Raw genomic sequence first — 21,867 nt, 5'->3', positions numbered from 1 at the left:
GTCTCTCGGCGTGAGGACGGCAGACCGTGCACGTGGACGTTCTCATATCAGCGAACTTCCCTGTGCTGTTCGAGGTGAAGATGCGGAACAGCAAGTCGACACTGTCACACACCGGCCCGCTGCGACTCATTCAGATTGGCCTGGGTGGGTGGGGCCGTGACTGGATGAAGATCGTGCGCGCCGAAACGCAGGTGGAAGCCGCTGCGTTCGTTGACGCCAGCCCGGACGCCCTGAAGCTGGCGTGCGAACGAGGCGCACCAGATGATCGCTGCTTTACCAGCCTGACCGAGGCGCTCCGCGCGACGGAGGCAGACGCCGCCCTGGTGACCACCAACGCACACGGCCACGCGCCCGTCGCCCTCGCCGCAATTGAGGCGGGCCTACCAGTCCTCGTTGAGAAGCCTTTCACGCCCACCATTGCCGAGGCGCGCGCAGTGGTGAACGCCGCTCACGCGCGCGGCGTGCCGCTGATGGTCAGCCAGAATTACCGCCACCACCCCGCCTCGCACCTCGCAGCGCAACTGGTGCGCGAAGGGCGCCTGGGCGAAGTGGGGTACGTCGAGGTGGACTTCCGCCGTGACCACGCCCGCGCGGTCCCCGCTCCCGCCGCGCACCACCGCCTGCCACACCCGCTGCTGCTCGACATGGCCATCCACCACTTCGACCTGATGCGCTTCGTGCTGGGCCGCGAGCCGCTCAGCATCGACTGTCACGCCTTCAATCCCCCCTGGAGTCCCTTTGTGGACCCCGCGAGCGCCACGGCCACCATCACCTTCGAAGGCGGGGTGGTCGTGAGTTACCGCGGCAGTTGGGCGAGTTCCGGGCCGGTCACGCCATGGGCCGGCGAGTGGCGCCTGGACACCGCACGGGGCGAGGTCCGCTGGACGAGCCGCGATGACCCGTCCCCAGACCGTGTGGACGTTCGCCAGCTCGGGCAGCCCGCACGTTCACTGCCGCTGCCCGAGACTCCGAATCTTGACCGGGCCGGGGTGCTCGCGACATTCGTGCAGGCGATCCACACGGGAGCAGAACCCGAAAGTTCCGGGCGCGACAACCTCGGCAGTCTCGCGCTCGCCCTTGCCGCCGTGCGCTCGGCTGAGGAGGGTCGCACCGTGCTGCTTGCGGAGATCATCGGCGCCTGAATCACGGGCTCTGGCCGGATCATTGCTGTTCAGACTGGCGGGGGGATGGCACCGCCGGGGCCACTCAAGTGGACGGGGCGCTCCTGTGGGGTGACGGCGTAATACGCCGCCGAGGCATGCAGAACTTCCTGCCACTCGTGCCGCTCCCGCCAGAGGGCTTCCTCCAGCTCCGCACGGGAGACCGGCCGCCCGTCCGGGTGCCGGCGATGCAAGGTCAGCTGGCTCGTCGACCAATGATGAGCCTGCGCTGCGTGGTAGGCCGCGTATAACCTCTCGAGATGGTCTTCCATAGCGGATGTGGTCATGTGTCCTCCGGCATTTCAGCTCAGCGCCAGTCCGGCCAGGTCGCTGGGGTCTGCCATCGTCTGAAACCGGCCGCTGAGGTAGAGCGCGTTTATGGCCCTCAGACCAAACCGGCGGCGCAGTTCACCAATGGAGAGCCGACCAAGGCGGTCTCCAGCGCGGAGGTGCAGCATGTCGAGGGTTCCAGGGATCCAGGTGCAGTTCACTTCAATCATTCGGACTCCAGAACGGTAGGACTCAGGCCACAAGGTCTGATCGGACAGAGAACCTCTGGAACTGGGACTGCCTGGGGATGTTAAGGAAAGCTTCACAAAGTGTACAAGACACAGCCAGACGACTGGAAAAGCAGCTGCCTGAAATCTGTTGTTCATTCGCTACGTCGTCACCCTTTCGCCAAGTGCAGGGCACTTTAGCTTCAAGGGGTTCCTCCGGCCAGTGGACAACCTGCCCGCCGTCAATGTGAAGAAGGCGGGAAGCAGCATCCCCCTAAAATTCAGCCTGAACGGCAACCAGGGGATGGGGATTCTGGCCGCCGACTCTCCCAGTGTCACTCAGGTGTCCTGCGAGACCGGAGCGCCCACAGCTGTCTTCCACACGTAGGTGTAGGTGTCTCACCCGAACACCCGATGTGGCCTGATTCGGCGCCATGTTCAGGCCGTTCTTGTATATATCGCCGCATCACACCAATGAATAATATTCCGTGGAATCCACACCGGAAAGCACAGTAGTCTGGAAGGAGTACCACCCTGCTCCACTCCGGCTCACACGGTCGATTCCTCTTACCACCATGCGCAGGAACAGCCCATGCCGAAACGCTTCACCCCCGTCCCCAAATACCGCCAGCTCTACCCGGAGACCCTCGCCACCGCCGATGAACTCAAAGCCCTTGGGCTCAAACCCGGTGCGTCTACCCCCGTCGCCCTCCTGGAGTACACCCGCCCCCCGGACACCAATGGGGTCTGCGCCCTTTACGCGCGGGATCAAGCGGTACCCATCACAGCGTTGGATACCACGCCGTAAACCCACAGTCTGTACCGTACCGTGAGGAGTTGATGTCCGCACTGCATGTCACGGCGTTCAGGTGTTATCCGGGCTGGGGAGGGTAGCTGTTAATTGAGCTGCGTTTCCTCGCGCCGCGCCCCCTCCCCTCCTGCTGCCCGGCCCCCCGTGGACCGGGTTGGAGAGAAAGAGGGAGTGCTTTTGGTACGCTTCAAAAGCAACCATCACGACTTTCCGGAGGTCGAAATGAATGCCCTGTTGCGCCTCGTCCCGGGACTTCACCAACTGTCCCTCGGCATCGTCAACGTCTTTCTCCTTGAACACGACAGCTCACTCGTGCTGATCGACACGGGCGTCGCCGGAAGCGAAGACGTCATTCTGAACGCCGTGCGGACTTTGGGCCACACCCCGACCGACGTGCACCACATCATCGTGACGCACTTTCATCCGGATCACTCCGGCAGTCTCGCGGCCCTCAAGGTGGTTACTGGGGCGAGAGTGTACATGCACCCCCTTGACGCGGTGCTGGTGCAGGAAGGCCGCTGGCGGGAGCGGCCCATGACGGCGGCGCCTGGCCTGGAGGCGATCTTTGAACGGGTGGTGGCCGCCCCACAATCGTTTCCGCACACCGCCCAGGTGGACGAACATCTGACGCCAGGCGAAACGCTTCCCTTTGCAGGCGGCCTGACGGTTGTGGCGGCGCCTGGGCATTCGGCCGGTCAGGTGGCGTTGTGGTGGCCAAAGCATGGTGGCGTGCTGTTCGCGGCGGATGCGATGGGGAACACGCAGGGACTGCACGATCCGATCCTGTTCGAGGACCTGGAACTCGGGCGTGCGACCCAGCGGGCCCTGGCGGCGCTGGAGTTCGAGGTGGCGACGTTCGGTCATGGGGACGCCATACGCCAGGGGGCAGCCCAGCTGATCAGGCAGCACTGGGGTTGACGCCCGTCTTGAACCCACGGCCGCGTCTGGTCAGGACCGGCAGTGACCCGGTGTGCACTTCTGAAGGAAAGCTGTAAGCGTCCGGCCCGTACAGTGCGGCAACTCTCTCCATGGAAGGTCACCCATGAAACGAAACCTGACGGTCCTGCCGCTCTTCCTATGCACCGCCCTCGCGCAGCAGGGCCCCGCGAGCACCTCCAGCCTGACCCGCGTTCCCCTGACCAAAGGCGCGGTCCGGGTGACCGATGCCGCTGCCACACGGCAATTCGGCCAGCTTCTGAATGGCCTGGCCACAGAGCAGGGCAGCGGGTGTCAGGTGAGCGAGTACCTGGTCTGGGACGATCCGGAGTTGGCCGAACAGATAGGTGGGGACCTTGCCGGACAGTTCAAGGCACGGGGCATGACGTTCAAGGAACTTGGGGAGGAGGAAAACGAGGAAAGTTACGCCCTGTCGTTCCTGCTGACCGAGAAAGCCAACCGGTATGTCGGCATGCTGTACGGGGACGCCGAAAGCGTGGTGCTCGGCTGGTGCCAGCTCAAGGCGGCGCAGGCGAAGGTGGCACAGGCGAAGACAGCGCCCGCCCCGATCCGGCCGGCCGCACCTGCACCAGTCAGACCTGCTCCAGACGGGCCTGCCCCGGCCAGGGCCGCGCCGACTCCCGCCGCCCAGCGCACCACCGGCACGGCCCTGGCTGGGGACTACGTGTGCCTGAGCGGCGGCGCACCGGAGCTGTCGGTGGCTGGCCCGGTATCGCAGGCTCCGGTCGATCCGGCCAAAGCACAGATGCGCAGTTACGCCAATGCCTCCAAATACCGCCTGTACGCAAACGGCACCTGGGGTGACCTGACCTTCGGCGAGAGGTACGTCAACCAGAAGGGGTACAAGGGCACCTACAAAATCCTCGCGAACGGCGACGTGGACCTGATCAGTGACCCGGGGTCGCGTCTGTACCTCTTCCGGACCATTCCTACCACCGACCGCCGCCTGGCGCTGGTCGAGGTGCACCAGCCTGCCGACCGGTACAAAGCGCAGTTCTGTACCCGCGTGGATTGAAACCCGAAATCAGTCCTGCCAAACCTGAAGATTCCACGTAGGAATTCAACCAGGAGGCATTCTGGCTGGTCTAAGAGCTGGCCGTGCGCAGCGGGGCACCCGCGTAAAAGCCGACCGCCTGGTCCACACTGAAGCAGTTCATGCCGTTCACTCGCGGGTCTTTGCGGGCGTCCGGGATCACCAGCACGCGGTCCTGCTGAATCGCGATCGCGCAGATGGACTCACTTTTGAGCGTTTCGGTGACGGTCAGGCCCAGGCGCGCTTTGAACCACTGACGGTCCTGGTCCACGAAGGTCACAGCGGCCATTGGCATGTCCAGGTACCGGGCGGCAAGCGCGACAATGCGGTCGAACTGCGGCGCAGGAAGGGTATCGAGAATGCCGAAGCGGTGTAGTTCAGCGGGGCGGGCGTCTTCGTGGGCAGGGGGGGACAGGCCAGCCCGGCGGTTTTCCTCGGCTTGCAGAGGTCGGAGCTTCAGGCGCGGCGTCGTTCCCAGCTTGGGCATTCTCAAGGGTTCACTCCAGCGGTTCTCCTCTACGGTACTTGTCCCGTGGTCCGCGTGCTAAGGGGCCTATCAGTCACATCAGTTCGAACGCGCTGGAAATGGTGGACCTCGGGACGTCAGGCGATCAGGGCGGGCGGGGTCCGGCGGGGTTGGCTGCGGCTGAGGAACCATATGGTGGCGCCGCTGACGACCAGGTGCATCAGGGCCAGGGCGATCTTCTCAGCGGTCCCGCTCTGCCCGAGGGGGCCAGCGATGGACAGCAGGGTAACGGTGAAGATGGCCGGCCAGGCGTGGCGGGTGAAGCGGCGCAGGACCAGCAGGCCAAGCAGGGCGGAGAAGGGGGAAAGGAGGCTTGCGATCAGCACGGGGAGGAGGGTGAGGGTCATGGGGGGCCATCAGCGCCCTGGGTGACGGTGAGGGGGCCACTGGTTAGGATGGCGATGGTGTGGATGGTGGCGTTGGCGGTGGCACTGAGGGCAGCGGTGAAGGTGGCAGGCCTCAAGGATGCCGCGAAGATAAGGTTGCCCGGTGGCGTGAACACCCTGTGTATTGCGTACCTGTTCGTACACGCCCACCATACGAGCAGCGAAAGAACGAGCGCGAGGGTGAAGGGGATGGGCGCCCCTCAGTGGCCTGAGGGGCGCTCGGCGTCCGCTCCTGGTGGCGGTGCAGCTTCAGCGTCCACGCTCGGGGCCTGCACCGCGTGCCACCCGGCGCTCAATGCGCCGCGCTACACATCGCTCAGGCCAGCGAACCCTTCTGCGGCTCCGGGCGGGAAGCTGGTGGGTAGTGTGGTGGTATGGCCAAGGTGAGCTGGAATGCGGTTCTTTTGAGCGCAGTTGGTGCGACATTCAGTGGTGCAGCGGCGCAGGACGCGACCTGTGACAACTACCGGCTTCAGGATTTCAGCGTCCTGCGAGTCGCGGTGGTGACTGTGGACCGCGCGCTGTTCCGGGATGCCCAGGGAACTGCCCGGGGACCCTATGTGGTTCGTGGTGACCGGGTCGTCCAGGGGCGTGCCGTCAACGGGCGCCGGTGCAGTTATTTCTTCGGCGCCTCGCGGAAGGTCAGTGGGTTCCTGAATGACGCGCAGGCGACGGCTGTGCCGGCTATTCCTCCTGCTCGTGGGGCCTGGATCCGCGATGAGGACGCTGGCCTGGTCATCGGCAATGGGCTGAAGTTGACAGGCGACGCGGTTTGGCACACACCCAGCGGCAGCGTCAATGTCGGCTCCCTCGAGGGAACGCTGATTCGGCGTGGCCCAGCCTGGGTGTACGCCAGCGTCTCTCCCGGCGACTCCTGCCGCCTGACCGTGCTGAACCTCGGCGCCGCGCTTCTCGTTGACGACAACGGTGGGTGCGGCGGGATGAATGTGACCTTCCAAGGCCTTTACCGCCGCGCTTTCTGAAGTGGCCGGAGTGGCGCCAGGACGTGGGTGCCAGGCATCGCAGGTCAAGGAGGAACCAGCGCATCAGCTTTTGTAAGAGACGGGGGTGCGGCTCAGCCAGACAGGATCCGCGCATTGCTTGAGCCCAGGCTTGCCAGACGAGACCGGCACAGCAGGCGGTTTCAGAACTGGCAGCGAGGGGAAGGATCACAGGGGGAGGGGAGGTCGTCCACAGGCTGAGCAGCCTACGGGCGAGGAGAGCTGGGCCGGCGGCCTGGACTGTGCTGGTTCGCGCCAGCAACCCGAGCGAGAAACCATTTATGAGAGCGGACGGCTCTCATGCAATTTTCTCTGCCGGTTTCCGAAATCGCGCCTACGCTGAAGGGGTGATCAACCCGCCCCCAACTCCTCCCATCAGCACCCTTGCCGACGTCTTTGACCGCGCCGACGTGGTGATTCCCCTTCCTCAAGGACATGTCCGGGCCGTGGTCCTGCCCACCGAGCTCCTCGCGGTTCATGATCCCGCGGTGCTGCTGGGACTCCCCGAGGTCCTGTCCGCCAGAGCGACGCTCTTGGACCGGCCACGCCTCTATGGGCGCCTGCGGCCCGAGCCTTGTTACGACGAGGGACTGGCGGTCAAAGTGATGGCGCACATGCTCGCGTATCTGGTCCGGCAGCCCTCCTGGTCAGGGCAGGTCGGGCAGCTCCGGGGACGGCTCACGCACTTTCAGATGCCCTCCGAATGGTGCTTCGAGCAGGTCATCGGACTCGAGGTAGATACTACCGCCGGACCGGTGCCTCTGGAATTGTGGACGGATCCGAGCTGGCCAGGAATGCTCGTGCTGCAGCCTGACGGAGCGAACCTGATGTGCGTGGGGGGGAGTCTGCCTGACGATGAGGCCGCGGGCTGCGCTGCGTTGAGCGCACTGCTGCTGGGTGACCGGGCGGAATTCGACCGCTGCGTCACGCGCGGGGAGGTGCTGCCTGCTGCCCTGGCGCCCTGAATATCAATACGACCACTGGGTTCCCTGATCTGAGCCACATTCAATCCCGGCCTGCGGGTGGCCTGGGGTTTCAGGAGGTGCACTGCACGCCCACTGACTACATCGCGTGCCGCGTCGTCCGCATGAGGACCTGATCCTCGCCTTCAACCTCAAGAGCTGTGGAGGGAGCCGCCATCCTGCGAGTGCCCCCTCCACGTCCTCTTCAGCGCAGCGAATCTCCAAAATGATGGCTGCGAATATCCAGATTGATCGCCACGTTGGTGGGATTGAACGTCCCGTCGTTCATGCCCAGCTTCAGGGTGTACGCGTCGGCGTACTGCACTTCCACCGTCTTCCGTGCCAGGGTCTTCACGCTGGAGGCCACCTTGTGCGGCGTCACCACGACTTCATGCATCCCGGCCGGCATGGTCTTGGGAAACATCATGTGATTATCCGGCGGGATATTGGTGAACATCAGCACACCGTTGACCCACACGTCCACTGGGCCGCTGGCGCCGGAATCGTTGTGGAAGTACACCCACGACGCCGAAGCAGGAGCAGACAGTGCCGCGACGAACAGGCTGGCAATCATGGTGGCTTTCATGGACTTACGGTTCTGCATAGCAATCGTCCTTTTGGGAACTGGAGAGCGGCGGGAACTGAGTGAAGATGCTGGAGGAGTTGGGCGTCATCTGGGGCAGGGCACCTCCACTGCGGAGCGTGAGTACTGACTTCCAGGCGGGAACCGCCGCGTCAATGGCGGGTGGCAGGGACCGCCGGCCGGCGGAACAGCTGACGCATCTGGCGTACGGCTGTGCTCCACCACGCCCGTGTTCCCGCGTCCTGTCCCTCCACCGCCTGACGGTGCGCCGCATGTACCACAGCTTCCTGGTGGTAGCGGTGCAGTTTGTCCAGGCCGCCATTCAGAGTCGGATCGAATTCAATGCGCATAAGACACTCCTTGTGCAGGAAAGGCGGCAGGTGGAGGGCGGCATCGTGCCAGTCAGGGAATGCCGGTCTGGCTCGATGCCTCACGTTAAGACTTGTTCAGGCTTCTCAGCATCACCAGAACTCGGGGGGTAGCTGATAATCCACCCTGGTAAAACTGGGGGGCACGGCCAGGCCTTCACCGCAGCTCAACGCGTGGCCACCAGGAAAGGTGCTGGTTCACAGGGACGGACCGGACACAGGGGCGAGCATCAGCCCCAGAAGTGCCATTGACCGCCGCGTCCCTCCAGTGAGGTGCCGCGCTCCACCATGACCAGGGGCAGGAGTCAGGCGTTTCCAGAGCGTCTCGTGATGCCATACGAACCTCTGTTCACCACGGCTCGGCCCATGACTGCCGTGAGCACGAGTTGGCCAGGCTGCACCCCTACGCTCCTCACCACGCTTCATCCACCAGCAGATGGACATAGGGAGAGGAGCCAGGAGGTCCTGCCTGCGACTCTCCTGGCCGTGAACAGGCCGTTTCAGGACTCTCCATCCTCCTCAAGAGGCTGACGACCCACTCAGCCCATGCTCCAGGGCCCAGCGGGCAAGTTCCACCCGGTTGTGCACCCCGAGCTTGCCCAACATGCTCGAGACGTGTTTACTCACCGTAGCTGCACTGATGTCCAGGTGCTGCGCGATTCGTTTGTCTGGGATGCCCCGCACGAGCAGTCTGAGGACGTCCAGCTCCCGTCCGGTCAACGGGTGGAGGGGCTCAGGCGCCGGAGAAGCGTGCAGCACGTGACCAAGCATCGCCTCCACCTCGGGCGCCAGATCCTCGAGTCGCAACGTGCTTCCTTCAGTGCGGCATTCCAGGTACCGCTCCCCCATCGCCGTCCGTAAGGCGGCGTCCAGCGTCTTCACGAACGGGGCGAAACACACGTCCCACGGCTCCCCTGTGCTGATCCGCATCGCGTCACTACACCCGACCATCCGGGCCGCCAGATCCAGCTGCCCGGCATCCCGCGCGTGGAAGGCCATTTGATGCAGCAGCACGTACCGCAGCAGGGCGTTCGGCACCCGCAGCATGTGCTCCCAGGCCAATAGCGCCAGGGGCAGCGCGATGTGTTTGTGGCCCTGGAGGTACGCCGACCAGCTCAAAAGGCCTCTGGCGAAGGCCAGACCCTCCTCACTGTTCAGCTCGCTGCTCAACGCCTCCGTCCGCTCGAAACAGCGGAAGGCGTCCGGGAGCTGACCGAGACGCAAGTAGGTCACGCCCAGGTTGTTGGCCACTTCACTGAGACGCCGCTTGTGGTTCATACCCTGGAAGATGACCTCAACCCGCCTGAACAGCTCCAGGGCCGGTTCATGTTCTCCTGCCCCTGAGTACACCGAAGCGAGAATCAGCAGGACGTTGGCTTCACCGGCGGCATCGTCCAGTTGCCGGTACAGGTCTCCGGCCTGCTGGAGGGCCTGCCGGGCCTCCCCGTACTGCTGTAGGTTGCGGCTGGTCACCCCCAGAGCGCACAGGGCGTCCGCCAGCAGCGCCGGTTCATCCGACACGTCCGGCAGGGCCAGGACCTGACCCAGCCACTCATGGTGCTTCTGCGTCGCGTCGTGGTCCCAGTACGGTCCCAAGGCCCGCACCAACCGGAGAGCCAGCAGGGTCCGCTGCGCCTCCACAGCCCATCTCAGGGCCGCCGTCAGGTTCGCGTCGTCTGCACGCAGACGACCAGACCATGCCTCGTCATACGCCGGGGCGGTCTGATGAAACTGCTCGGCCAGCGTCAGGTAATACCGCGCGTGCCGTTCGCGCAGGCGTTCAGTCTCTGTCAGGCTGCCGAACAGTTCCGCGGCGTATTCCCGGACCGGTTCCAGTAGCCGCCAGCGCGGTTCGGGACCCTCGGCGGTCTGAACCAGGCTGTGCTCGACCAGCCCGATCAAGGCCTCGCGCGTCCGTTCCTTCCCGGTCACGGCTTCCAGCGCCGGCAGGGTGAACCCGCCCAGAAAGACGCCACATGCTGCAAAGACCTCGCGCTGCTCCGCCGTGAGCAGATCAACGCTCCAGCCGATCGTGCTCCTGAGCGAGTGGCCATGGTGGGGACCGTCACTGGGCCCATCTGCCAGGACCTCAAGGGGCCGCTCCAGCCAGCTGAGAAGTCCGTCCGGCGGAACGACACGCAGTCGCGCGGCGGCCAGTTCCAGGGCCAGCGGAATGCCGTCCAGCAGGCGGCAGATCCGGGTCACCGCGGGCTCATTGGCGGCGGTCAGGCAGAAGTGCGGATCAACCGTCTGCGCGCACGTGACAAAAAGCTGCACGGCCGGGCTCGCCAGCAAGGGTTCGTTCGGCGCGGGCAAGGGCAGCGGTCCCACCGGGAATTCCTGCTCTCCGCGGACGTGCAGGGCCGTGCGGCTGGTCACCAGGACCCGCAGGTTCGGCGCGCCGGCCGTCAAGGCGGCCACGTCGGAGGCTGCCGGTGCCAGATGTTCGAAATTGTCGAGCACCAGCAGCAGGCTGCCCGGCCCCAGCCGGGTCAACAGGTCAGTGGAATCTTCTGAAGGCACTCCAAGGGCCTGGGCGACGGCGGGCGCCACCTCCGAAGGGTCGCGCAACTCCGCAAGGTTCACCCAGACGGCGCCCCGCTCGAATTCCGGGCTCAGCCGGTAGGCGATTTCCAGAGCCAGGCGGGTTTTGCCAATGCCGCCCGGTCCCCGCAGCGTGAGCAGCCGGACGCGGCGGTCTCTCAGCAAGCGGCTTGCGGTCAGCAGCAAGGGCTCACGACCGACCAGGGCATGCGGTCGAAGAGGCAGGTGACCCGGAATCCGGTGAGAACGAAAGTCAGTCATGAGTCCCCCTCAGGTCAGAAGTACAAGACATCTGCTTCACTGGAGAACGGTTCCGGGCCACGCAGCGCTTCTGCCGGATCGCACGCTCTTCCCCACCCGGCCGGGTTGCGTCCCCGGCAGCCTGCTTCCGGAGACCGGGACCGCCATCAGGCGTGAGCGCAGCCACCTCGGGTTTTGGGAGTGCGCCCTGGCGAACAGCTCAGCTCGGACGCGGCGCGGGGCAGGGGGAGTGCTGAAATAGCCAGGAAAAGGTCTGGCCAGCGCTCTTCACCAGGTCAAGCAGGGTGCCCAGCCATAGGTCTTGGATTCCCTTCTCCTGCCGCCGCCGGTACGCGTCACGGCAACAGTCCTGGAATACCTGGAGCATGTGCGGACCATACTCGGCGCGGTGCTCGGCCGGATACAACCGCATTAGGAAGCGGTATGCGGCGACGGACTTCTCGACAGCCTGGATGGTCATGGGGTACTCCCTGCGGTCTACAGGCCGCCCAGTGCGGGGGTGCGCCGGGCGGCCTGCACCAGGCGGCCCAGACGCTCGACTTCTTCATTCAGGACCCGCTGCCCGAACGAGGTGAGGCTGTAGTACCGGCGGCGCTGGTCATCCAGGCTGGGGTCGGGGCGTTCGTCGCTTTCCTGGACGAGTCTGGTGGTGAGGAGGCGTTTGAGGGTGCCGTAGAGGGTGCCGGGGCCCATGCGGGTCTGGCCTTCGGAGTGCGTTTCGACGGCTTTCATGATGGTGTAGCCGTGTTTTTCGCCGTCAGCCAGGGCAAGCAGGATATGGAGGACCGCTGGGGTCAGGGGCAGGAGGTCGTGGGGGCTGGGGTGCTGGTCGCTCATGTCCGTCTCCTACCGGAAGTGATATATCCCCTGTGGATACAGCGTGACAAAATTGGGTGGGTGCGTCAAGAACCGAAGGCTGACGGGGACGCCCACCTCAGCGGTCAGGCAAGGAAAGACGCGGGAGGGCAGGCGGCGGGCGAACCACGCCGGCAACCTCCTTCATTCCGAGCGATAGGAACCGTCCGAATTCCCGACTTTTCCTACTGGTGGCTCTCGTCCAGGACGCTTCCAACCCTGTTCAGGAGATGCAGTCCAGGGGCGCTTCCTGCCGATTCCTGCTCCAGGGCCCGCCCTCCGAAAGAATTGGGAACCAGCGGGAGCGCTGGGGCCAAGAACCTGGCGTGCATTCCGGAAGCGGCGCGAAGAAACAAAAAGCGCTTCGCAGAGGAGGCCACGGCTGCATGATCCTGCGGGTCGAGCGAAACCACGGGTCGTGCCGAGACGCTTCCCGCCGGAACCGCAGCGTCCGTCATCACGGGTGCGGCCGCCAGGAGGCAGGCACCGTGGGCTGACGCGGCAGATGTCAGGGCGAGTACGACCAGAGCGAGCAGTGGTATGAGGTTCATGCTTCTCCCTTCCCTTTCACCCGGAGTGAGGACGTATGCCCGGCTGGATGACCACAGCGGCCTTGCATGCGGTGAAGCCCGTTCCCCGGGTCTGCGGCCTGAAGTGTCTGTGCCAGGAGCCGAGCCGTGCCGTTGAAGTACGTGACGTTATGAAATGCGTGCGAACCCAGTTCCTGAGCGACGGTTCTGGCCTCGCTGACCGTGCTGCCAAAGACGACCACCCGGGTGTTGTGGTCTTCCATAGGAAGTCGGCCGTCATTTTTCGCATCGCTCACGCTGCCCTGAGGGAGACGCACCACACCTGGCAGGTTGGGGAAAGGAAAAGCACAACCTGCGCGGCTCGCGTCGACCCAGCACGCGGTCCGGTCGTTGCGCAGGATGTAGGCCGCCCCCTCCTTCTCGACGACCATCAGGCCCCCAAGCGCCCGCCAGACGGGCGCACCCAGGTGATAGCAGCGGACATCCGTGAAGCCCGCGTCACGCAGTTCAGCGGCGAGCCGGTAGGTTTTACGGCAGTGAGGGCCGTTGCAGTAGATCAACAGCGGCACCGACGGGTTCCCCTGCGTCAGGCGCGCGATCTCCCGGACATCACCGACATACTCTCCCATGGGCACGCCTGGCTTTGGCCCGACGTTCCTCGCTCCCGGCAGATGACTAATCGCCCACTCCAGAGGAGACCGTGCGTCGAGCACGAGGGTTGAGCCTGCCGCAAGAAGCCTGCGCAGCTGCGCCGTCGAGACCTCCGGCCAGGGGCCGCTCCCGCCGTGCCAGGTGCATGCTTCAATGGGGTGCGGCTGCCCTGGCAGCGCATCTGGTCCGGTTGCCTCGCTGATGTCCTGCTGTCCCGTCACCAGTGGTCCTCCTGTGCTCAGTGTGCCGAACGTGCGGCGCCCGGCGCATCGGGTGAATGACCCATACCTCGCTGGTCAAACGAGCCCTTCACGAATGGCGATCGCGACTGCCGAGGCCCGGGAGTGTACGCCAAGCTTGTTGAACACGTTCTCGACGTGACGCGCCACGGTCTTCTCGCTCAGTGTCAGCTTCTGAGCAACTTCGCGGTTGCTGCGTCCTTCGGCCAGGAGGCGCAGCACCTCGAGTTCACGTGGGGACAGTCTGAACGTCGAAGGGCCCGACTGCACTCCAGGAGCCGCAGGGACGCGCAGCGACAATGCGTCCTGGATGGCGGCATCCAGGTCGAGCAGGGTCCCGGCGCGCATCTCACGTTCGTAGGCCGCGCCGCCGAGGGATTGTCGTGCGCGGCTCAAGGTGACGGCGACCTGCCGTTCATCCAGGGGCGCGGCCGGGGCACCGATCATGGCCCGCAGGTTCCGCGCGGCCGCGCACCACCGCACCGCTTGAGCAGCGCTCCCAGCCCGCGCGGCGTACGCCGCATAATCCTCCAGGCTCTCGGCGATGTTGCGGCGGTGGCCCAGGCGCACAGAGCGGGTCAATGCGTCAGACAGAAGCGGCAGCGCTTCCCTGAACTCGCCGCCCATGACCGCACTCAGTCCAAGGGCCGTCTGCGACGCGATAATGCCGCGCTCGTCACCGATAGCACGCCGCAGGTCGAGGCTTTCACGCAGCAGGTGCTGTGCCTGCCCGGTATCCCCAATGTCCAGGAGCGCCCGGCCGAGGCTGTACAGGGCGTAGGCCACGCCGTGGGTATTGCCACTCGTGCGCCAGAAGGCCAGCGCGCGGCTCAGGGGTTCGACAGCGTCATGCGGTTCTCCCCAGTACAGGGAGAGCCGACCCAGGTTGAACAGGGGCGACGTGCGGCCCAGGTCCCGGCGCTCCACCTCCCACAAGGGCAGCGCTTCGTTCAGAAACGCCCGCGCCTCGTCGGGCCGGGCCGCGTTGTGTGCCAGGACCCCCAGCAGGTTGAGTGCCGCGGCCATCCCACCAACATCAGCATGATCACGGGCCAGGGTAAGACTGGCGGACAGCAGACGCTCGGCCTGCTCATGGTCGCCCTGCATCCTCGCCATCTCACCCGCAGCGCACAGGGCCCGCGCGCGTGACTCCGCGCTTCCCTCACCATCGAGCGCACGTTCCAGCCACTGGCGGCCTTCAGCGAAATGTCCATGAACGCTCCAGAAGTTCCCCAGCGCGGCTGCAAGGTCAAGCGCGAGGTTCTGGTCATGCTGGAGGGCCCAGGTCAGGGCGGCGCGCAGGTTGCCGTGCTCACGCTCCAGGGCAGAGAGAACCTCATGCTGCCGGGCGCCCCAGAGGTCCGCGTCGGCCTTCACGGCGAACGAAAGGAAGTGACGCGCGTGGCGCTGGTGGATGCTGTCACCATCACCCTGCTGGACCAGCCGTTCCAGGGCGAACTCGCGGATGATTTCCAGCAGGTCAAAGCGCCCGTCACCGTCCGGTCCCGTCATCACCCTGATCAGGCCATGACGGGCCAGGGTCTCGAGCTGCTCGAGGGCGACGTGAGCCGGAAGGCCCGCGACAGCGGAGATGCTCGCCAGACTGGCACCCTGGGCGAACACGCCGAGGGTCCACAGCAGTCTTCGCTGCTCGGGCTCGAGAAGCTGCTCACTCCACTCAAGCGTGGCCCGCAGGGAACGCTGGCGTTCGGGACGGTCGCCTGGACCTCCAGTCAGCAGTTCCAGCGTGGAGTGAAGGTGCCCGAGCATCATGGCGGGCGGCAACACCCGTACTCTGGCGGCCGCGAGCTCAATCGCCAGCGGCAGGCCGTCCAGGCGGGCGCAGATTTCCGCGACCGCCTGGGCATTGTCCAGGCGAACCTCGAAGTCGCGTTTCACCGCTTTGGCACGTCGCTGGAACAGCTGAACGCTCGCTGCGGTCTGAACTTCCTGAAAGGTCCCGCCCAACCTGGGCACGGGGAGCGCGCCGAGGGCAAATTCCTGTTCGCGCGAAAGGCCGAGTGGTGTCCGGCTCGTCACGAGCACCCGAACGTTCTCGACAACGTCCAGCAGCGCGGAGACGAACGGTCCCGTCTGGGGAAGGTGTTCGGCGTTGTCGAGCAGCAGCAGCAGGTGCGCGCGCTCCAGCCGGCTCAGAACCCGCGGCAGAACATCGCGGGACGTCGAGTCCCTGAGTCCGAGTGCCCGCGCGACTTCCGTCTCGGCTGGGGTGTCGGGCCGCAGCGGAGCGAGCAGCACCATGCAGACACCGTCCCTGAACGCAGGAGTAAGGGTCCGGGCAACGTGTGAGGCGAGGCTGGTCTTGCCGACGCCACCCGGCCCGGTGACCGTCACCAGGGAGACTGCTGGGTCGCTCAGAAGCGCCGTGAGGGCCTGGGCGTCCGTCTCCCGCCCGATCAGCGCGGCGGCATTAACCGACAGCTTGCTGCCTGCTTGTTGCGGCGACGCGAGGCGGTGGTCCATGGTGACCCCCTCAGGGTACTTCCCCGGCAGGTCTTCAAGGTGCATTAGAGAGGAAGGCGGTGGGTAATTCACCCGATGCGGTCAACCGCTGCCATGTCTACCCTCAGGGTGTGGGGGTGCCGAAACAGGACTGACCGATGAGGACTGACCTGGAGCGCCCTCCGCAGTTCACCGGACAGCTGTGAATGCTCACGGGCCCCACGGGTCACAAAGGAGTCGAAGATGCGCATACTGAACACCCTCTTCACCGTTACCACGCTCGCCTTTGGTGCCTCCGCCGCTGCACATGCGGTGGTGCGTACGGAGCTGGGGGCCACTGAGAGTGCCCTGGGCGCGACCGAGATGTACCGTTTGCAGGTTCCGAACGAGAGCGCGGCGACGAGCGCCACCACTCAAGTACGCATGCTTCTTCCTGCGGGATTCGTCCTGTCCCGCACCTTACAAGCCCCAGGCTGGAAACGCACGTTCGAGAAAGACGCGGCCGGGAAGATCACGGCGGTGGTGTGGACGGGCCGCATCGAGCCACAGGAAATCGCGCGCTTCTATTTTCAGGGTGCGAACCCTAAGGAAGCCGCTCAACTTACGTGGAAGGTCTACCAGAAGTACGCGGACAACACGGTGACGGCCTGGGACGACGCCAACAAGGACTTCCCGGCTTCCTCCACCACAGTGAAGTGACATGCCGGCGGTCAGGCAGTCGTGTACCGCAGTGGTACGGCACCGATCAGGCGACTTGCAAAAGAGGAGGTCGACATGAGGATTCTGGTGGTTGGAGCAAGCAGCCGCCTGGGCCGGGCCGTGATTCCACACCTGCTCGCACGGGGCTGGGAGGTACGGGCCATGACGCGTCATCCTTCCGGTCTGGGAGACCTGGCAGCACAAGGGGCACAAGTCGTTCAGGGTGATCTGCGCGACAGACGGTCGATTGAGCGCGCGGTGCAAGGCTGCACCCACGTGTTGTCTGCCGCCCACGCCCTGAGCGGAACGGGCCACAACTCGTCGGAAGCGGTGGACCTGCGTGGCATCTCCACCCTGATCGACGCAGCCGCCCATGCACAGGTAGAACATTTCGTGTTCACGTCCGCCTGGGGCAGCAGCTCAGAGAGCCCGGTGGACTTTATGCGCTACAAAGCTGCCGGAGAGAGGTACCTGCGGGGCAGTGGCCTGTCATGGACCATCCTGCGTCCGGCAGCCTTCATGGAATTCTGGGCGACGTTGATGTGGGAACCGGTCGTGCGCGGACGGCCCGTAATGCTGTTCGGGCGTGGCCAGAATCCCATAAACTACGTGGCCGTGCAGGACGTGGCGTTTTTTGTCGTGGCTGCCCTGGAGGACCCGGCCGCTCGTGGACGCGTCATCGACGTGGGAGGTCCCGAGAATATTTCACTTCGGGAAGTCGTGCGGGTGTTCGAGCGGGCATCAGGAAAATCGGCGCGCGTGAAAGTTGTCCCGCTCTGGGTCCTGCATGCGGTCGCCGTGCTGATGCGCCCGTTTCATCGGCCGCTGGCCCGCCTGGCTGCCCTGGCGGTCTGGCAGGACACGGCTGACATGCGGCTTGCCCCGGCACGCACCCTCGCGCAGGACCCGGTGCGTTTGACTTCTTTGCGTGAGATTGCAGAGTGGACTTCCGCCCAGGGCACGCTCCAGGTTGACCCGGCGCGTGCGTGAGGTGTGCTTCCGGACGCGGCTCCTGCCGCTCACGCTGAAACGAAAACGGCGGGCACGCCGGCATCTGTTCCTGATCTGTACGCTGAATCTGCCTGGAGGCTGCCTGACCCCAGTGACCTCACCGGGTTGCCCGGAGTGATGTTCGCTGGTGCGCGTCCAGCTCCCTTGGTGGCGCTGGTTTTCGGCGGTCAGTTGCGTGGGGCAGCTGGCCATAATGAAGTTCAGCGACCGCTTCTTGTGGAGGCCTGAGGCCAGGACCTACAGACACAGTCAGCACATGGCGTTGCCCTATGTCCACTTCCGAATCCAGCCAGAGTTCCCCTGACATGCTTGCAAACGAAGTCAGGGCCGTGGCTCTTCAACCCGGAGCATCCGCACCAACGGCGCTGGCAGAGGACAACCCGGTGTCAATGAGAGGTGTCATGCTGTACAAGCGGGCGAATGCGGTCTCTATCATGGAAGGTCAGACCACGCCATTACCGTGCAGATCCGGCCTGGAGCGGGGCAGGGTCTGGCAGGCGCCGGCTGACGTCGTTGCCCAATGAAGATCTGTCGCTTCCACAGATCGTGGAGAGAATGATGCGCGTCTTTGTCACAGGAGCCACAGGGTTCATTGGCCGGCGTGTGGTTCACCAGCTTCTTCAGCGTCACCATCACGTCACCGCCCTGGTCCGTCACCCGGCTGCCGCCACGAACCTGCGGGCGCTGGGCGTGCACCTCGTGCCCGGGGACGTCACGCGGCCCGGCGGGCTGGCGGACACCATGCGGGGAAGTGACTGGCTGCTGCACCTGGCCAACCGTTACAGCCTGTACGAACCGGATGAACAGGTGTACCAGACGGTGAATGTGCAGGGAAACCGGAACGTCATGACTGCGGCCCTGGAGGCCGGCGTGCGCAAGGTGGTGCATGTCAGCAGCATCGTGGCGTTTGGCGCGTCACCGGATCAGCCGCTGCGCGAGGACAGCCGCGTGGGACAGCACGCGACCGCGTACGCACGAACCAAGCACGCCGGGGATGAGGTCGTCTGGGAACACGCGCGCCAGGGCCTCAAGGTCGTGATGGTCTACCCGGGCGCGGTGCTGGGACCGGGCGATCCGAAAGACACGGGCATCTGGATCAGGCAACTGGTGCGTGGTCAGCAACCGGCGCGGGTGTTCGAGGCGGGCGGGTTCACCTTCGTGCATGTCGATGACGTGGCGCAAGCGATTGTGCGGGCGGCGGAGCGGGAGGGCAACGCGGGGGAGCGGTACCTGATCGGCCGGGAGTACCTGACGAACGGGGAATTCGTGTCGCTGGTGAGCGAGCTGTCGGGCGTGCCGCGACCAAAGCTGGCCTTTCCGGACTGGCTGGCACACGCGGGTGCGGCTGTATGCGGGACCGTGGCACGGATGACGCGCACACCACCAGTACTGGGCCTGTCGAGGGAGACCGCGCTCCACCTCGCCCAGGGGTTCCGGTTCGGGAGCGAGAAGGCCGAGCGGGAACTGGGCTTAACGTACACGCCAGTGCGCGAGGCTCTGCGGGCAGACATCGCGACTTTCCATGTGACCCGCGAGGGGTAAATAAAAATGAGCACAACGTCGTGTCCTGTGTCGAAGACCTGGAGGAGGTTGTACGGGCAGTAGACCCGGCGGTGCCGGACGCCACGACCCATCTTGATGGCATCGCCCTTGACGGTCTGTGAGGCCAGTGGTGACGCCGGGGTGCCCAAGATCACGTACGCCCTCACTCCAAGTGAAGCCAGCCCGTTTTCGGAGTACACCTACCAGTGACCGCACCGCCTTCCGGGTCAGGATGCCCTACCTCGCGCAACGCGTCGCCGTGGACCAGGGCGTAGTCCTTCAGGTCACGGAGAGACCCGCTGGGCCAGGTGTGAGCCACCGCAAGGAACCACGACGTGTGCCCATACAGGTCCGGCAGATGATCAGTCCAGGGTACATGCAGCACCGCATGCCACGTGGACCGCCGGCTGGGTTGCACGACAGCCTGAGCCTGAAATACTCGGTACACCTGCCCGAGCTGCGTGTACGGATGACCGTCGAGATCGTTGAGAAGCACCACGTCGCCACAGCGATGGCCAGTCGCGGGCGTGGGAATTCCCACCAGCAGGGCCATCGCCGGGTTGAGCCGTTCTGCGTTCACCAGCTCCGAACCGCACTCGGTCTGGAAACGCACCTGCATACGTTCCTGCCCCTCATCGCTCAAGATAGCGATGCCGAGCGCCGCCCAGGCATGTGACGCGGTCTCCGCATCCCAGCGGGCCGAAGCGGCTTGCCCGAAATTCGTCCAGGCCTCACGGTGGGTGGGGTCGAGATGCACCGCTTGGCGACAGGCGAGCTGCGCGGGGTGCCAGCGCTGCTGCTGCATGTGCGCCGCTCCCAGAGCAGCCCAGGAATGGGCTGAAGCCGGCGCGGCGTGCACAGCCGTGCGGGCCCAAAGGGTGGCCGGCGCCTTCCGACCGGCAGCGAGGCGACGAGTGACGAGGTCCAGAAGGAGTTGGGGAGCGAGGGCGGGCATCTCCCTCTCATTTTGGAGGCAGTCCGGATCACTCGGGGTCTTTTTTTCGATGGGGTGGAGGCAGAACGCTTCAGCAGGTGCTTCGGACCAGGTACAGCTCATTCCACGGGCACTTGAAGCACACGCGCATGAACCGCATGATACAATTATGTATATGACAGAATGGAACGGCACCCCCCCCATTCTGCACCTGCACGTCCCCCTTGCCCTCCTGCCGGAGGACCGCACCCTCACGCCCCTACGCCGCTTCGTTCAGCAGGCCTTCGGGGCCACGCTGCACCTGCGGCCCAGTCCCGACCCCGTCTTCGATCTCACCCTATGGGGACCCTGGTCGCACTCCCCTGCTCAGGTGCAGAGCCTGATCGCCCCCCTCGTAGACGTCAGCTTTCACGAGGGGGGTTCACTAGAGGACCGGAGGCCCTCCACAGGTGCGGGCAGACCGAAGTAGCCTTCACACCTTTCAAGGGGGCTGGCCCAGCCGGAGGAGCGTTCTGCCCGGCACCTACAGCCCTGGCCCTGGGCGGTCGTGCCTGGTCCGCTGGGAGTTCCTTGGACGTCGACACAACGTAAGGACGACTCTGCGCGCGTCCATCCATACGCCCCCGTACGAACCTTCCAGGACCAAGACACGAATCAGTCCAGAGGAAGTCGGAACCTCACTTCGTCGGAATACGAAGGGCAGGCAGGGTGGGCCCTTGCTGCGCTTCCGGCCAGCGCTCACGAAATGTCAGGCCGGTCAGCTCGTGCTGGTCGTACACCTCGAGAAAAGCGCTGCTGGCGAAATACATCAGATTCCTGGGCAACTGAAAGAAGTCCATCCCGTCCAGGCGTTCCTCCAGGAAGGAGAATCCCGGATCGTCAGCCCGCGCCGGATCCCGTGGATCCGGATGACGGGTCGCGTGATACGCATAGTACTCATGCCCCGGCACACTGATAGGAAGCAGTTCGCCGTGCGCCATCAGCAAGTCGCCCAGCACCCGAACAGCCGCTGCCTTGAACGCGAACGTGTACAAGGTGATCTGCGTAACATCCGCCGTGTGCCGGGGAACCTTCGCGCCTTGTAGCACGTCCATCTCGAGAGGCGTCCAGGTCGAGGCCAATGGCCGGGTGCCGTACATCGGCGATTTGAGTCGCTCGTTGAGGAAGCTCATGTCTTCATGCCGGGCCCGGAGGGGTGCGAACCCGGTGCCGTCCACGCTGGCGGAGTAGATCTTCTTGACAGTCGTCACGGAAGCTGACCTCAGTAGGGGAATGTGCCGGTGAGGAGTTCGGCGGCGATCTTACGCAGTTCAGCCCGGACAGCGCGGCCAGACGTCAGCGGCTCAAGCCGGGCGTGAAGCGCATGGTAGTAGCGGGCGGTGTGAATGCCACTGGTCACGGTACCAGGAAGTGAGGGGGTGTAGGTAACGGCCTTGACGTTGGCGGGCAGCAGGACACCGTTGTCCACATCATTGATATTGATGCGGAATTTCCCCAGTTTCCTTCGCATGACCACGCCAGTCACAGGGTGCATGCAGGGTGACCAGGACGCACCCTTGGCGTCAAGGGTGCACAGCGCGAAGTTCACCTGTTTCACTGACGGCGGCACCATCCCCGGCGGCCGGATCACGACACCCCGCCGCTGAGGATGGGGACTTTCTTGATTGCACAGGTGCTTTCAAGTTCTGACCGAACGCCACCTGCATCCGGCCTCCCTGAGACGCCGGTGGCGTCGCCGGGACCGCCGAAACACTCGTAGAGTCCAAGACATCAGCCATGAAAAGGAATGGCAGTCCGGCCGGCGTGCGCCACCGCCCGGACCCATTTCACCGGTTTTTCCCCCGGGCAGGCCTT

The 21,867-nt window shown here is 64.9% G+C and carries 25 protein-coding genes; 11 read left to right on the top strand and 14 right to left on the bottom strand.

The window, feature by feature from the left end; genetic code table 11:
* Nucleotides 1–80 precede the first annotated feature (80 nt).
* Nucleotides 81–1,142 carry a Gfo/Idh/MocA family protein gene (locus IEY49_RS15365; protein ID WP_189010365.1) on the top strand — a complete coding sequence of 354 codons (1,062 nt, stop codon included), beginning with the start codon at nt 81–83 and terminating at the stop codon, nt 1,140–1,142.
* A 29-nt stretch (nt 1,143–1,171) separates the two neighbouring features.
* Here IEY49_RS15365 and IEY49_RS15360 read toward each other — a convergent pair whose 3' ends face one another.
* Complete coding sequence (locus IEY49_RS15360; RefSeq protein ID WP_189010363.1) at nt 1,172–1,447, bottom strand: hypothetical protein; 276 nt, start codon at nt 1,445–1,447, stop codon at nt 1,172–1,174.
* Nucleotides 1,448–1,462: 15 nt separating this feature from the next.
* Nucleotides 1,463–1,660 (bottom strand): hypothetical protein, encoded by a 198-nt coding sequence (locus IEY49_RS15355; RefSeq protein WP_189010361.1) that lies wholly within the window; start codon nt 1,658–1,660, stop codon nt 1,463–1,465.
* A gap of 148 nt (nt 1,661–1,808) precedes the next feature.
* Between IEY49_RS15355 and IEY49_RS21900 the strand changes: the two genes are divergently transcribed.
* From IEY49_RS21900 to IEY49_RS15335, 4 genes are all read left to right on the top strand, one after another.
* Complete coding sequence (locus IEY49_RS21900; RefSeq protein ID WP_189010359.1) at nt 1,809–2,045, top strand: PxKF domain-containing protein; 237 nt, start codon at nt 1,809–1,811, stop codon at nt 2,043–2,045.
* Nucleotides 2,046–2,249: 204 nt separating this feature from the next.
* Nucleotides 2,250–2,465, top strand: coding sequence for a hypothetical protein (locus IEY49_RS15345; RefSeq protein WP_189010357.1), 216 nt, complete (start codon nt 2,250–2,252; stop codon nt 2,463–2,465).
* Between the two features lie 180 nt (nt 2,466–2,645).
* Nucleotides 2,646–3,386 carry an MBL fold metallo-hydrolase gene (locus IEY49_RS15340; RefSeq protein WP_229780839.1) on the top strand — a complete coding sequence of 247 codons (741 nt, stop codon included), beginning with the start codon at nt 2,646–2,648 and terminating at the stop codon, nt 3,384–3,386.
* A 124-nt stretch (nt 3,387–3,510) separates the two neighbouring features.
* Complete coding sequence (locus tag IEY49_RS15335) at nt 3,511–4,440, top strand: hypothetical protein (protein ID WP_189010356.1); 930 nt, start codon at nt 3,511–3,513, stop codon at nt 4,438–4,440.
* A 70-nt stretch (nt 4,441–4,510) separates the two neighbouring features.
* Here the strand turns inward: IEY49_RS15335 and IEY49_RS15330 are convergent, their stop codons facing one another.
* Both IEY49_RS15330 and IEY49_RS15325 read right to left on the bottom strand, forming a co-directional pair.
* Nucleotides 4,511–4,945, bottom strand: a complete 435-nt coding sequence (locus IEY49_RS15330; RefSeq protein ID WP_373291925.1) for a GAF domain-containing protein — start codon at nt 4,943–4,945, stop codon at nt 4,511–4,513.
* A gap of 116 nt (nt 4,946–5,061) precedes the next feature.
* Nucleotides 5,062–5,331 (bottom strand): DUF6069 family protein, encoded by a 270-nt coding sequence (locus tag IEY49_RS15325; protein WP_189010354.1) that lies wholly within the window; start codon nt 5,329–5,331, stop codon nt 5,062–5,064.
* A gap of 413 nt (nt 5,332–5,744) precedes the next feature.
* Between IEY49_RS15325 and IEY49_RS15320 the strand changes: the two genes are divergently transcribed.
* Both IEY49_RS15320 and IEY49_RS15315 read left to right on the top strand, forming a co-directional pair.
* Complete coding sequence (locus IEY49_RS15320; RefSeq protein ID WP_189010353.1) at nt 5,745–6,353, top strand: hypothetical protein; 609 nt, start codon at nt 5,745–5,747, stop codon at nt 6,351–6,353.
* A 365-nt stretch (nt 6,354–6,718) separates the two neighbouring features.
* Nucleotides 6,719–7,336, top strand: a complete 618-nt coding sequence (locus IEY49_RS15315) for a hypothetical protein (RefSeq protein WP_189010352.1) — start codon at nt 6,719–6,721, stop codon at nt 7,334–7,336.
* A 202-nt stretch (nt 7,337–7,538) separates the two neighbouring features.
* On the opposite strand, the gene IEY49_RS15310 is transcribed toward IEY49_RS15315, so the two are convergent.
* The 7 genes from IEY49_RS15310 to IEY49_RS15280 form a co-directional block, all read right to left on the bottom strand.
* Nucleotides 7,539–7,937: a DUF4397 domain-containing protein gene (locus IEY49_RS15310; RefSeq protein ID WP_189010351.1), complete on the bottom strand. Its 399-nt coding sequence runs from the start codon at nt 7,935–7,937 to the stop codon at nt 7,539–7,541.
* A 131-nt stretch (nt 7,938–8,068) separates the two neighbouring features.
* On the bottom strand, nt 8,069–8,266 hold the full coding sequence (locus IEY49_RS15305) for a hypothetical protein (RefSeq protein WP_189010350.1): 198 nt from the start codon (nt 8,264–8,266) through the stop codon (nt 8,069–8,071).
* Nucleotides 8,267–8,803: 537 nt separating this feature from the next.
* On the bottom strand, nt 8,804–11,089 hold the full coding sequence (locus IEY49_RS15300; RefSeq protein ID WP_189010348.1) for an ATP-binding protein: 2,286 nt from the start codon (nt 11,087–11,089) through the stop codon (nt 8,804–8,806).
* A 199-nt stretch (nt 11,090–11,288) separates the two neighbouring features.
* Entirely contained in the window at nt 11,289–11,549 is a 261-nt protein-coding gene (locus IEY49_RS15295) for a hypothetical protein (RefSeq protein ID WP_189010346.1), read from the bottom strand.
* Between the two features lie 17 nt (nt 11,550–11,566).
* On the bottom strand, nt 11,567–11,926 hold the full coding sequence (locus IEY49_RS15290) for a PadR family transcriptional regulator (protein WP_189010344.1): 360 nt from the start codon (nt 11,924–11,926) through the stop codon (nt 11,567–11,569).
* A gap of 565 nt (nt 11,927–12,491) precedes the next feature.
* Nucleotides 12,492–13,346, bottom strand: coding sequence for a rhodanese-like domain-containing protein (locus tag IEY49_RS15285; RefSeq protein ID WP_189010342.1), 855 nt, complete (start codon nt 13,344–13,346; stop codon nt 12,492–12,494).
* 75 nt (nt 13,347–13,421) lie between these two features.
* Nucleotides 13,422–15,848: a tetratricopeptide repeat protein gene (locus tag IEY49_RS15280; RefSeq protein ID WP_189010340.1), complete on the bottom strand. Its 2,427-nt coding sequence runs from the start codon at nt 15,846–15,848 to the stop codon at nt 13,422–13,424.
* Nucleotides 15,849–16,070: 222 nt separating this feature from the next.
* Between IEY49_RS15280 and IEY49_RS15275 the strand changes: the two genes are divergently transcribed.
* The 3 genes from IEY49_RS15275 (at nt 16,071) to IEY49_RS15265 (ending at nt 19,079) form a co-directional block, all read left to right on the top strand.
* Nucleotides 16,071–16,526, top strand: coding sequence for a DUF1775 domain-containing protein (locus tag IEY49_RS15275; protein WP_189010338.1), 456 nt, complete (start codon nt 16,071–16,073; stop codon nt 16,524–16,526).
* A 75-nt stretch (nt 16,527–16,601) separates the two neighbouring features.
* Nucleotides 16,602–17,516 carry an SDR family oxidoreductase gene (locus IEY49_RS15270; protein WP_189010336.1) on the top strand — a complete coding sequence of 305 codons (915 nt, stop codon included), beginning with the start codon at nt 16,602–16,604 and terminating at the stop codon, nt 17,514–17,516.
* A 576-nt stretch (nt 17,517–18,092) separates the two neighbouring features.
* Nucleotides 18,093–19,079: an NAD-dependent epimerase/dehydratase family protein gene (locus IEY49_RS15265; protein ID WP_229780838.1), complete on the top strand. Its 987-nt coding sequence runs from the start codon at nt 18,093–18,095 to the stop codon at nt 19,077–19,079.
* Between the two features lie 163 nt (nt 19,080–19,242).
* Here the strand turns inward: IEY49_RS15265 and IEY49_RS15260 are convergent, their stop codons facing one another.
* Nucleotides 19,243–20,034, bottom strand: coding sequence for a hypothetical protein (locus IEY49_RS15260; RefSeq protein ID WP_189010332.1), 792 nt, complete (start codon nt 20,032–20,034; stop codon nt 19,243–19,245).
* Between the two features lie 154 nt (nt 20,035–20,188).
* On the opposite strand from IEY49_RS15260, the gene IEY49_RS15255 reads away from it, so the two are divergent.
* Nucleotides 20,189–20,482, top strand: a complete 294-nt coding sequence (locus IEY49_RS15255; RefSeq protein WP_189010330.1) for a hypothetical protein — start codon at nt 20,189–20,191, stop codon at nt 20,480–20,482.
* A gap of 208 nt (nt 20,483–20,690) precedes the next feature.
* Here IEY49_RS15255 and IEY49_RS15250 read toward each other — a convergent pair whose 3' ends face one another.
* The gene (locus IEY49_RS15250; RefSeq protein ID WP_189010328.1) at nt 20,691–21,263 is read right to left on the bottom strand and encodes a hypothetical protein; all 573 of its coding nucleotides are present in this window, start codon (nt 21,261–21,263) and stop codon (nt 20,691–20,693) included.
* 11 nt (nt 21,264–21,274) lie between these two features.
* Entirely contained in the window at nt 21,275–21,523 is a 249-nt protein-coding gene (locus IEY49_RS15245; protein WP_189010326.1) for an AHH domain-containing protein, read from the bottom strand.
* Nucleotides 21,524–21,867 lie beyond the last annotated feature (344 nt).

The sequence above is a fragment of the Deinococcus malanensis genome, assembly GCF_014647655.1.
Lineage (GTDB): Bacteria > Deinococcota > Deinococci > Deinococcales > Deinococcaceae > Deinococcus > Deinococcus malanensis.
This window is presented reverse-complemented; position numbering and strand designations above follow the sequence as displayed.

Excerpts from the sequence above, each read along its gene's own strand:
- IEY49_RS15360 (WP_189010363.1), bottom strand. The coding sequence starts at position 1,447 with ATGACCACATCCGCTATGGAAGACCATCTCGAGAGGTTATACGCGGCC.
- IEY49_RS15245 (WP_189010326.1), bottom strand. The coding sequence starts at position 21,523 with ATGCGAAGGAAACTGGGGAAATTCCGCATCAATATCAATGATGTGGAC.
- IEY49_RS15335 (WP_189010356.1), top strand. The coding sequence starts at position 3,511 with ATGAAACGAAACCTGACGGTCCTGCCGCTCTTCCTATGCACCGCCCTC.
- IEY49_RS15275 (WP_189010338.1), top strand. The coding sequence starts at position 16,071 with ATGCGCATACTGAACACCCTCTTCACCGTTACCACGCTCGCCTTTGGT.
- IEY49_RS15260 (WP_189010332.1), bottom strand. The coding sequence starts at position 20,034 with ATGCCCGCCCTCGCTCCCCAACTCCTTCTGGACCTCGTCACTCGTCGC.
- IEY49_RS15330 (WP_373291925.1), bottom strand. The coding sequence starts at position 4,945 with ATGCCCAAGCTGGGAACGACGCCGCGCCTGAAGCTCCGACCTCTGCAA.
- IEY49_RS15345 (WP_189010357.1), top strand. The coding sequence starts at position 2,250 with ATGCCGAAACGCTTCACCCCCGTCCCCAAATACCGCCAGCTCTACCCG.
- IEY49_RS15310 (WP_189010351.1), bottom strand. The coding sequence starts at position 7,937 with ATGCAGAACCGTAAGTCCATGAAAGCCACCATGATTGCCAGCCTGTTC.
- IEY49_RS15300 (WP_189010348.1), bottom strand. The coding sequence starts at position 11,089 with ATGACTGACTTTCGTTCTCACCGGATTCCGGGTCACCTGCCTCTTCGA.
- IEY49_RS15320 (WP_189010353.1), top strand. The coding sequence starts at position 5,745 with ATGGCCAAGGTGAGCTGGAATGCGGTTCTTTTGAGCGCAGTTGGTGCG.
- IEY49_RS15270 (WP_189010336.1), top strand. The coding sequence starts at position 16,602 with ATGAGGATTCTGGTGGTTGGAGCAAGCAGCCGCCTGGGCCGGGCCGTG.
- IEY49_RS15295 (WP_189010346.1), bottom strand. The coding sequence starts at position 11,549 with ATGACCATCCAGGCTGTCGAGAAGTCCGTCGCCGCATACCGCTTCCTA.
- IEY49_RS15290 (WP_189010344.1), bottom strand. The coding sequence starts at position 11,926 with ATGAGCGACCAGCACCCCAGCCCCCACGACCTCCTGCCCCTGACCCCA.
- IEY49_RS15255 (WP_189010330.1), top strand. The coding sequence starts at position 20,189 with ATGACAGAATGGAACGGCACCCCCCCCATTCTGCACCTGCACGTCCCC.
- IEY49_RS15280 (WP_189010340.1), bottom strand. The coding sequence starts at position 15,848 with ATGGACCACCGCCTCGCGTCGCCGCAACAAGCAGGCAGCAAGCTGTCG.
- IEY49_RS15265 (WP_229780838.1), top strand. The coding sequence starts at position 18,093 with ATGATGCGCGTCTTTGTCACAGGAGCCACAGGGTTCATTGGCCGGCGT.
- IEY49_RS15325 (WP_189010354.1), bottom strand. The coding sequence starts at position 5,331 with ATGACCCTCACCCTCCTCCCCGTGCTGATCGCAAGCCTCCTTTCCCCC.
- IEY49_RS15305 (WP_189010350.1), bottom strand. The coding sequence starts at position 8,266 with ATGCGCATTGAATTCGATCCGACTCTGAATGGCGGCCTGGACAAACTG.
- IEY49_RS15355 (WP_189010361.1), bottom strand. The coding sequence starts at position 1,660 with ATGATTGAAGTGAACTGCACCTGGATCCCTGGAACCCTCGACATGCTG.
- IEY49_RS15365 (WP_189010365.1), top strand. The coding sequence starts at position 81 with ATGCGGAACAGCAAGTCGACACTGTCACACACCGGCCCGCTGCGACTC.